General features: G+C 65.8%; 9 protein-coding genes. 4 read left to right on the top strand and 5 right to left on the bottom strand.

Annotation, left to right across the window (positions count from 1 at the left end; translation table 11 throughout):
• The 3 genes from N825_RS39530 to N825_RS35170 form a co-directional block, all read right to left on the bottom strand.
• A partial coding sequence (locus tag N825_RS39530; protein ID WP_198039073.1) for a DNA translocase FtsK 4TM domain-containing protein occupies positions 1-812 on the bottom strand: 812 nt, incomplete at its 3' end.
• Positions 813-861: 49 nt separating this feature from the next.
• Entirely contained in the window at positions 862-2,136 is a 1,275-nt protein-coding gene (locus N825_RS35175) for an aminotransferase class I/II-fold pyridoxal phosphate-dependent enzyme (RefSeq protein ID WP_084165423.1), read from the bottom strand.
• Between the two features lie 224 nt (positions 2,137-2,360).
• A complete protein-coding gene (locus N825_RS35170; RefSeq protein ID WP_037462106.1) occupies positions 2,361-2,699 on the bottom strand; it encodes a P-II family nitrogen regulator in 339 nt (112 codons plus the stop codon).
• Between the two features lie 286 nt (positions 2,700-2,985).
• Here N825_RS35170 and N825_RS35165 point away from each other — a divergent pair, with 286 nt between their 5' ends.
• From N825_RS35165 to N825_RS35155, 3 genes are all read left to right on the top strand, one after another.
• Positions 2,986-4,251 (top strand): UbiH/UbiF/VisC/COQ6 family ubiquinone biosynthesis hydroxylase, encoded by a 1,266-nt coding sequence (locus N825_RS35165; RefSeq protein WP_051514216.1) that lies wholly within the window; start codon positions 2,986-2,988, stop codon positions 4,249-4,251.
• 169 nt (positions 4,252-4,420) lie between these two features.
• The gene (locus N825_RS35160; RefSeq protein WP_037462099.1) at positions 4,421-5,410 is read left to right on the top strand and encodes a flagellin; all 990 of its coding nucleotides are present in this window, start codon (positions 4,421-4,423) and stop codon (positions 5,408-5,410) included.
• Positions 5,411-5,615: 205 nt separating this feature from the next.
• Positions 5,616-6,011, top strand: a complete 396-nt coding sequence (locus tag N825_RS35155; RefSeq protein ID WP_198039072.1) for a c-type cytochrome — start codon at positions 5,616-5,618, stop codon at positions 6,009-6,011.
• A gap of 49 nt (positions 6,012-6,060) precedes the next feature.
• On the opposite strand, the gene N825_RS35150 is transcribed toward N825_RS35155, so the two are convergent.
• Positions 6,061-7,098 (bottom strand): acyltransferase family protein, encoded by a 1,038-nt coding sequence (locus N825_RS35150; protein ID WP_037462094.1) that lies wholly within the window; start codon positions 7,096-7,098, stop codon positions 6,061-6,063.
• A gap of 345 nt (positions 7,099-7,443) precedes the next feature.
• Here N825_RS35150 and N825_RS35145 point away from each other — a divergent pair, with 345 nt between their 5' ends.
• Complete coding sequence (locus tag N825_RS35145) at positions 7,444-8,814, top strand: O-antigen ligase family protein (protein ID WP_037462092.1); 1,371 nt, start codon at positions 7,444-7,446, stop codon at positions 8,812-8,814.
• Between the two features lie 48 nt (positions 8,815-8,862).
• Here the strand turns inward: N825_RS35145 and N825_RS35140 are convergent, their stop codons facing one another.
• The gene (locus tag N825_RS35140; RefSeq protein ID WP_037462090.1) at positions 8,863-9,405 is read right to left on the bottom strand and encodes a 6-carboxytetrahydropterin synthase; all 543 of its coding nucleotides are present in this window, start codon (positions 9,403-9,405) and stop codon (positions 8,863-8,865) included.
• Positions 9,406-9,429 lie beyond the last annotated feature (24 nt).

Raw genomic sequence — 9,429 nt, 5'->3', positions numbered from 1 at the left:
ATGTCGCCAGCCTCGCGGGCGCCGCGCCCCGCGGCGCCGACGGCCCAGCCGACGCCCCGGGCGCCGTCCCGCCAATCGCGGAGCGACAGGCCCAGCGCCACGATCACCGAGACGATCGAGACGCCGCCGGCGATGGTCGCGAGCAGCCCGCTGTCCAGGTTCTCGATCAGCCCGCCGGTCGCTTTGGACAGCGCGGCCAGCAGGATGGCGCCCGCCGTGCCGCCGAGATGCCCATGGGTCAGCTGCCAGCCGGGAAAGGCCGGGACCTCCGCGAAGAAGATCGAGGCGGTCAGGACGCCGATCACCGCCATCAGCACGCGCGTCACGATCCGGTTGATCCCCCGGTGGCTCATGATCCGCAGCCCCCAGGCCATGACAATGCCGCCCAGCAGGTAGGAGGCGACGCCGAGCCACTGCATCAGCAGGTCCGCCGCGTAGGCGCCGGGCAGGCCCAGCACGTTGCCGATCTTGGGGTTGGTCTCCGGATTGACCGCCGTGTTCCAGGACGGGTCGCCACGATCGTAGGTCAGCAGCACCAGAACCAGCAGCAACCCGATCGAGGTCAGCGTCAGGCCGGCGCCCTCGACCACCCGCTGCCGGATGAAGTCCCGGAGCGCCGGCGGCAGCAGCGGCGATTTGCCGGACCGGCCGCTCCCGGCGCCGCGTCCGGGAGCGGCGCTCCCCGGAGCGTTCCGCCCGGAGGACGTCCGTCCCGGGCTGGCGCCGGCCGCCGTCCGCCCAGGCGAGGTGGCGCCGGTGGAGCGGGTGGAGGAACGGGCGGTCGAACTCGACGCGGCAATGCGAGGCGCCATGGAAACCTTGCTCTTCTTACGGGGTGCGCGGGGTTGTGCCGGCTCGGGTTTAGAGGATCTTGGCGATTCGTGTACAGGCTTCCGCGACCGTGGCGGCATCATGGACCAATGCTATTCGGATAAAGGAGGAGCCGCGGTTGACCCCGTCGGCGTCGGGCCGGGTCAAGTAGGCGCCGGGGAGCACCTTGATGGCTCCCTCGCGCCACAGCTTGACCGTCGCCGCCTCGCCGTCGCCCACGTCGAGCCACAGGAAGAACCCGCCGGCGGGGCGCTGGAAGCCGAAACGTCCCGCCAATGCCGCCTGCGCGGCGTCGAACTTGGCGCGGTACATCGCCCTGTTCTCCACCACATGGGCGTCGTCGTCCCACAGCGCCGCCGCGGCGGCCAGCGCCGGCAGGGGGGTTCCGGCGATCGAATAGCTGCGCAGGCGCGAGAACAGCGCGATCAGGTCGGGATCGCCGACCACGAAACCGGAGCGCAGTCCGGCGGCGTTCGACCGCTTCGACAGCGAGTGGAACACCAGCAGGTTGGCCAGCGGCCCGCTTCCGCCAGCCGTCCCGGTGTCTGGCATGGTCGCCGCGACCTCCAGCACGCCGGTCGGCGGCTCGGCGTCGTAGATCTCGGCGTAACATTCGTCGACCGCCAGGACGAAGCCGTGTCGGCGGGCCAGCGTGATCGCCCGTTCCAGATAGGCCCGGTCCGCGATGGCGCCTTGTGGATTCGACGGCGTGCACAGATAGAACAGCGCGGTACGGTCGAGCAGGTCGGGCTCCAGCGTGTCCAGATCGGGCAGGAACCCCGTCTCGCGCGTCGTGGTCAGGAACACCGGCTCGGCGCCGGCCATGACGGCGGCGCCCTCGTAGGCGGCGTAGAACGGGTTGGGCAGCAGGACGGCTGGCCGCCGGCCAGCCTTCGATTCCGGCACGGCCAACAGGGATGCCAGGAACAGCGCCTCCCGCGTGCCGGCGACCGGCAGCACCATGCGGTCGGGGTCGATCATCCCCGATGGCAGGCCATAGCGCCGCCCCAGCCAGCGGGCGGCCGCTCCCCTGAATTCCGGCGTGCCGGCGACCGGCGGGTACTTGCCCCACAGGTGGGCCTGCCCGCGCAGCACCTCGTCGATCAGGGCGGGCGGCGCATGCTGCGGCTCGCCCACCGACATGATGACGGGGTCGACGTTGGCGCGGGGCGTGATTCCCGCCAGCAGCGAGGCCAGCCGCGTGAAGGGATAGTCGCTCAACCGGCCAAGCCGGTCGTTGACGGCCAGGGGACTGGTCGCTGGGATGTTGGGCGCCTGGGTATCGACGGGCGGGGAAGGCGGCATGCCGGATGGTCCCGGTGGTTCGTACAAAACGGAAACGAGTGTAGCGGCGGCTTGCCTTGGGTACAAGCCAGGGCGTCGGATAGGATCAGAGCGATCCTATCAGGCAGAAATGAATTTTTAACGAAGATGGCCCGGCGGAACCGCTGTTCCGCCGGGCCAGGATGCTTCCGATCAGCTTTGGACTAAAGCCGCCGCCGCGGCGGCGCCAAGTCGTCAGGGCCGGGTCAGAGGGCTTCCCCGTTCGTCTCGCCGGTCCGGATGCGGACGGCCTGGGAGATCTCCAGCACGAAGATCTTGCCGTCGCCGATGCGGCCGGTGTTGGCGGCCTTCTGGATCGCCTCGACGACCTGTTCCGCCAACTCGTCCGTCACGGCCACTTCCACCTTCACCTTGGGCAGGAAGCTGACCGAGTACTCGGCGCCGCGATAGATCTCGGTCTGGCCCTTCTGACGGCCGAAACCCTTCACTTCGCTGACCGTCAGGCCCTGGATGCCAAGCGACGTCAGCGACTCGCGCACTTCGTCGAGCTTGAACGGTTTGATGATGGCCACCACGAGTTTCATGAACAGTTTCCCTTTGTTCTCATCGCCGAACGAAGCCCGTCCGCGAGCCTCCCGGAAGTTTTCCAGCGGCCCGCTTGCGACCCCACTGGAGGCTACCTGGTTTTCAAGAAGCATGCCGGGCGCCAGGCACGCGCCAAACTGGCACGCCGTCCCACCAAAGCCTATACCTTTCGGAGTGGACGCTCAATCTTTGGGCGCCATAAGACCTTTTTTTAGGCACCCCACCGCATCCCGCGTCCTAAAGACGCGCTGGACTTCCCGCCCCGGCGGGACGATTTTGCAAGGTATGACGACATCAGACGAGAGCCGGCCCTCCGCGGCCGGACAAAGCACCGACTCCGCCGGGTTGACGACGGATGTGGTGATCGTGGGCGGCGGCTTGGCCGGCCTGACACTCGCGACCGCGCTGGCGACCGCCGGGGTTCCGGTGATCTGCCTGGACCGCGACACGCCGCCAACCCAGCTGGAGACGGATTTCGACGGCCGCACCACGGCGCTCGCCTTCTGTTCCAAGCAGGTGCTGGCCGGCGCCGGGGTCTGGCCGCACATGGCGGAGGACGCCGAGCCGATCCTGGATATCCGGGTGGTCGACCAGGAATCGCCGCTGTTCCTCCACTACGACCACACCGATGTCGGGATCGGCCCGTTCGGTTGGATCGCCGACAACACGGTCATCCGCCGCGCCCTGTTCGCCCGCGTCGCCGAACTGCCGAACTTGCGTCACATCGTCCCGGCCTCCGTCACCCGGATCGAGCGGGATTCGGGCGGAGCCAAGGTCACCCTGGCCGACGGCCGGGTGGTCAAGGCCCGGCTGGTGGTCGGCGCCGACGGCAAGAACTCGTTCTGCCGCAAGTCCGCCGGCATCACGGTGACCACCTGGACCTATGACCAGAGCGCCATGATCTGCAACATCGCCCATGACCAGCCCCATGGCGGTGTCGCGGTCGAGAAGTTCCTGCCCGGCGGCCCCTTCGCGATCCTGCCCCTGACCGACAACCGCTCGTCGATCGTTTGGAGCGAGAAGAAGACGCTGGTTCCGAAATACCTGGACATGTCGACCGAGGCCTTCACCGCCGAGCTTCAGCGACGGGTCGGAACCTGGCTGGGGCCCATCCGGGTGGTCACCAAGCGGTCGGCCTGGCCGCTGTCCGTGCTTCACGCCGACAGCTACGTGGCGCCGCGGCTGGCGCTGGTCGGCGAGGCGGCGCACGCCATGCACCCGATCGCCGGACAGGGGCTGAACATGGGCCTGCGCGACGTGGCGGCCCTGGCCGAGGTGATCGTCGACGCGCACCGGCTGGGGCTGGATGTCGGCGGGCCGGAACCGCTGGCCCGCTATCAGCGCTGGCGCCGTTTCGACAACCTGACGCTGATCACCGTGACCGACCTGCTGACCCGCCTGTTCTCCAACGATTTCGGCCCGCTGAAGCTGGCGAGGGATCTCGGGATGGCGGCGGTCAACCGCATGCCGCCGCTGAAGAAGTTCTTCATGCGCCACGCCATGGGCATGGTCGGTGAGTTGCCGCGCATGATTCGGGGCGAGCCGCTGTAGGAAAATTGCCGCGGACGATGCCTGATCCACGCCTCGGCGCGGATCGTTCACCGAACGTTAAGTCCTTGGGGGCAAAAATTGCCGGGTAGAATCCTGCCCATGGGTGAATTCTGCCCATGGGAAATTTCTTCCCACCCCGGCAGCGCCTAAGAAGTTCGGAGGCATCGCCATGTCGCTCTCGATCAACACCAATTCCGTCCAGATGACGGCGTTGCGGTCCCTGAGCATGGCCTCCGAGTTCAGCAAGGCCGCCGAGGCGCGGCTGGCGTCCGGCAAGAACATCGTCGACGCCTATACCGATGGCGCCGCCTTCGCGGTGTCGATCCGGATCGACACCAACGTCAAGGCGATCAACGCGGTCAACGAACGGCTCAACGCCACCAAGGATTCGCTCTACCGGACGGTCGAGGGCGTCTCCGTGATGTCGTCGCTGACAGCCGAGGTGCGGCGGACGCTGGTCAAGTTGGCCGACACCTCGCTGGTCGGGGTCGAGCGCGAGAACTACGAGGTCCGCTACAAGCGGACCGCCGCCGAGATCCTGGACCACTACAATGGCCTGATGAAGGACGGCACGTCGCTGGTATCGGACGGCGATTTTTACAACAAGATCTACACGGCGCCGAACAAGATCGTCGCCAACGTCGATGGTCGGCAAACCACGATCGGCGACTACGACACGACCGGTGGCAGCATGACGCTCGCCGGGTTCGGCGATCCCAACGGCACGGCCGGCGTCCGTGGCAAGGAGGATCTGGCCCAGGCGTGGCGGCAGGTCTTCCTGGACACCGGGCAGGACCTCGTGCTGGACAGCAGCGGCTTTCCGTCGGAACGGCAGGCGATCCCGACGCCCGACGCCGCGCGGGCCGCCGCGATGATCGACGACAGCGGCTCCAGCCCCTATCGGCTGTCCCAGTTCGAGGACTCGCTGAGCACGGTGATGAACGGGCTGTACAAGGACATCCGCAGCGTCGACAACCACATCAGCTTCAACAGCGACATCGCGTCCGCGTCGGAAGGCGGCTTGGGCGCCATCCAGGACGCCGACATGACCAAGGAGAGCGCCCGCTTCCAGGCGTTCAAGGTCCGCCAGGAAATGGCGCGGCAGGGTTTGGCGATGGTCCAGCAAAGCAACCGGGCGGTCCTCAGCCTGCTGGTCTGACCACCGCCGGCCATTCCCTGGTTTTCGGATGGACGATTTCGGCCACGCGATTTCAGGTGGCCGCGTCAGCCGTTCGAGCGCCTTCCCAGCAACAATATCCGTGCCTAGAACGTTGGCAGGGGTTTACGCCCCACCATGCCAGCCGTACCGGGGGCTTCACCCTGGCGGTTGGGATTGGAACCGTCACGCTCGAGGAGACGCTATGATGAGGAAGTTGCTCGCCGCCTGTTCCGGATGCCTGATGGTCGCCACCGTCTCGGCGGTCATGCTGTCCGCCGGACCCGCCCGGGCACAGGACGCGGAAGCTGGCAAGAAGGTTTTCAACCAGTGCCGCGCGTGCCATGTGGCCGACCAGCCGACCAATCGTGTCGGCCCCAATCTGGTGGGCCTGTTCGGCCGCAAGGCCGGGTCGGTCGAAGGCTTCAACTATTCCGACGCGCTGAAGAACGCCGGCCTGACCTGGGACGAGGAGAACCTGTCCAAATACCTGAAGGATCCGAAGGGCGCGATTCCCGGCAACAAGATGGCCTTCGCCGGTGTCCGCAAGGACGACGACCTGAAGAACCTGATCGCCTACCTCAAGGATGCGACAGCCAAGTGACGCATCCCGACCCGGCCTTCGCGCCGGGTCGCCCCGTCTTTCCCGCCAGTCAAGAACTGGCGGATGGACCGGCCAAGCCTCGATCGGAATCGCGCCGCCTCGGCTGGAGATGGATCGTGAACCAGGACGGTTTGCGGAACAGCCAGGGGAAGTTGAGGCGCTCGCACAGCTTGGCCAGGATGATCGGCAGGACGATGCCTCCGATCGTCGCTCCGATCATCAGCAAGACCCAGCCGCCGCCCAGGCCAAGCTTCACCATGATCACCCGCGTGCCCGCCGTGGCGATCGTGTGGGAGACGAAGATCGGCAGCGAGTAATTCCCGACATAACGGAACACCCCATCGAGCCGGAAGTCCGATAGCGTGACGCACAGCGCCGTCATGGCGAAGATGGCGAACATGACGCAGGCAAGCCGGATGATCTGGATATGGCGGACATCGACATAGATGAAGGCCAGTGTAACCACCACGAACATCGGCACCAGGATCGCGGCGTGGATCGGCTTCAGCCCGCGGGCGCGCTCCAGGATGCTCTGGGATCCGTAATAGCCCATCAGGAAGAAGACATAGTTGCTGCAGAACCGGTCGAGCGAATAGTTGCCGCTGTTGACCTGCGCCACCGCCAGTCCGCCGGCGAAGGCCAGGACGACGAAGGACGGCACCGGTCGCAACACCCGGGTGACGACGAAGAACGCCAGCAGCACATAGACGAACCACAGCACGTTGATCGGCTGATACGCGATCAGCAGGATCGCGTAGGGGTCGATCTCGTGGTTGGCGACGCCGCCGGTCATCATCCGGAACGCGTACTGGATGAAGCACCAGACGATGTAGATGTAGACGAAATGCAGGACCGTGCGGTTGACGAACTGGTCCAAAGGCCGGGCGATGCTGCGGAAGGCGAAGATGCCCGACGCGAAGAAGAACAACGGCATCCGGAAAAGACTGAAAAACTCGTTGTTGTAGCGGAAGAAATCCTCGTGCAACCCCGCCGCCGTGTGCACACCGTACATCGCGTGGCCGTAAACGACCAGGATTATGGTTATGCCTTTGGCGCACTGAACCCACGCGACCTTGTCGTCACCCATCGGATTTCTCGAATCTTTTGACCAATTGCACGGTAAGTGGGCACTTTGCCACTCCCACCCCGCTTTGGCACGCTGGTTTGCGGAGTGCTCCCAACGTTCCCCGTCGTCAACCATCGGAGAACCGAAGCGTTGCGACGCGGCCAAGTCATCGCCAATAATGGCGAAACCGTGAACTTACTCCTCCGGCGCAATACGGGCTATCGAGGCATGAGAATTCGGCTTACCCGGATGAACGCTGCCGCGCTGGTCGTTGATTCGCTATCCTCCCTCCGGTGAGTACCGCGAGTTCTCGGTGTCCGGAGCTTCCCATTGCTGGGCTGGACATCGATCGATGGAATGGCGTGAATGACCAATCTTCAATTTTACCTGCTGCGGAACCTGGAGCGGGTGTTCTGTATCCTGGCCCTGATGGTGCTGGCGGGGGCCCTGATCCCGTACCTCTTCGCGTTCCGCTCGGGCATCGAGATGAACCGCGACTTCGCGAGCGAGGTCGACAGCGGCAACATCAAGTTCCAGGCCGCGACGCTCTCGATGTACTCGATCGGCCTGCTCTATATCCTGGCGGAGCGGGCGCGGCTGCCCAAGCTTTTGACTGGAAACTGGGCATTGCTGGCACTGACCGGGTTCTGCATGTTCTCGGCCCTATGGTCGTACTATCCGGACGCCACCTTCCGCCGGGCCTTCGCCCTGGTCCTGTCGACGACCTTCGCCTATTACCTCGTGCTGCGCTTCACGCCGCGCGAGTTGCTGGAACTGGTTGGCTGGGCCCTGATGTTGGGTGCGGCGCTCTCGCTGGTGCTCGTGATCCTCTATCCCACTTCCACGATCCATCAGGGCCCTCCGCTGGGGGGCAGCTGGCTGGGATCGTTCGGGCACAAGAACAGGCTGGGCCGCATGATGGCCCTGGGCGTCGTGATCTTCGCGCTGATGCTGATCGAACCGGGCGGCAAGAAACGCTGGTTCCCCTGGGCGGGCCTTGCGCTATGCGCCTTCCTGCTGGCGATGTCGCAGTCGCGGACCGCCTGGATCACCGCGATCGCCCTGTTGCTGACCATCCAGCTGCTGCGGTTCCTGCGCGGCGCCCGCCTGCCGATGTCGCTCCGCGTCGGATCGCTGCTGATCCTCGGCTTCGGCATGATCATGGCGGTGACCCAGTTCCTTGTGGTCGGGCTCGAGGCGGTCGGCCGCGACCTGACCTTCACCGGCCGCACGACGATCTGGACCTACGCGATCGTCGCCGGCATGGATCATTCCATGCTGGGTGCGGGCTACCGGGCGTTCTGGACGCCGGAAGGCGCCAGCTATGTCTACGCGCGCATCTGGGGCGAGATCGGCAACGGCCACAACGGCTATCTCGATGTCTGGCTGGAGCTGGGCTTCGTCGGCGTCGGGCTGTTCCTGCTGGTGTTCGGCACCGGGTTCAAACGGGCCTACGCCCGGTTGATCGGCAGCGACGACATGGCCGGGCTGTTCTACATGCTGCTGATGATCTACGCGCTGATCTACAGCATGACCGAGAAGTTCCTGCTGGAGCAGAGCGAGCTGACCTGGGTTCTGATGATGGTCACCCTGCTCTATCTGACGCCACGCCGCGCGACGGTGCCGAGCCAGCGGCCGGTCGCGGCACCGAGGGGTGGCGCCATGGGACGCCGCGTCGCCCAAGGCCCGATGGCTGGTGGTCCCATGGGCGGCACATACCCGGCCCCCGGCGAATAAGCGACGTACGGGGGCGCACGTCCCCTTCCCCGTGACGGCTCTGGACCGTCAGGCGGCCCCGGTATCCCGGTAGGTCGCCTGGCAGTTCGGCGTTTCCCAGACGGTCACGTGATCCAGGATGGCGAGGCCGTCGCTCCGGCGGCGCACGGCGGGAGCCAGCCGTTCGAACCAATGCTTGGCGAGCCATTCGGCGGTGGGCGGAAACGGCACGATATAGAGCTTCTGGTCCAGCAAGGTTTCGCTGGTCTCCACATGGCCTTGCTCGCGAACCTCGACCGACAGGCGCTCCAGCCAGTCCTCGAAGGCCATGCCCGTCGGGGTGAACAGCGACAGCACCGGGTGGTCCGCTAGGTCGAGGATCAGGCCATGATCGCAGGGAGCGTCGACATGGGCCATCATCTCCTCCTTGAGGAAACCGAAATCCAGGACCATCCCCGCCTGCTCGCCCTGATCCCGCAGCTTGCCGGTGGATGTCCGGCAGCAGGCTTCGACGAGATAGCGATGACCATGGAGGTGGCGGCATTTCGAGCCATGGCTCGCGATCCTATGGCCGGCGTCGATGCCGATCTGCCGCGTGATCGTGAATCCCATCGGGGCGAAACTCCACTATGCTGG

Source organism: Skermanella stibiiresistens SB22 (assembly GCF_000576635.1).
GTDB lineage: Bacteria > Pseudomonadota > Alphaproteobacteria > Azospirillales > Azospirillaceae > Skermanella > Skermanella stibiiresistens.
Note: the sequence above shows the minus strand (reverse complement) of the source record. Positions and strands in the feature narration are given on the sequence as shown.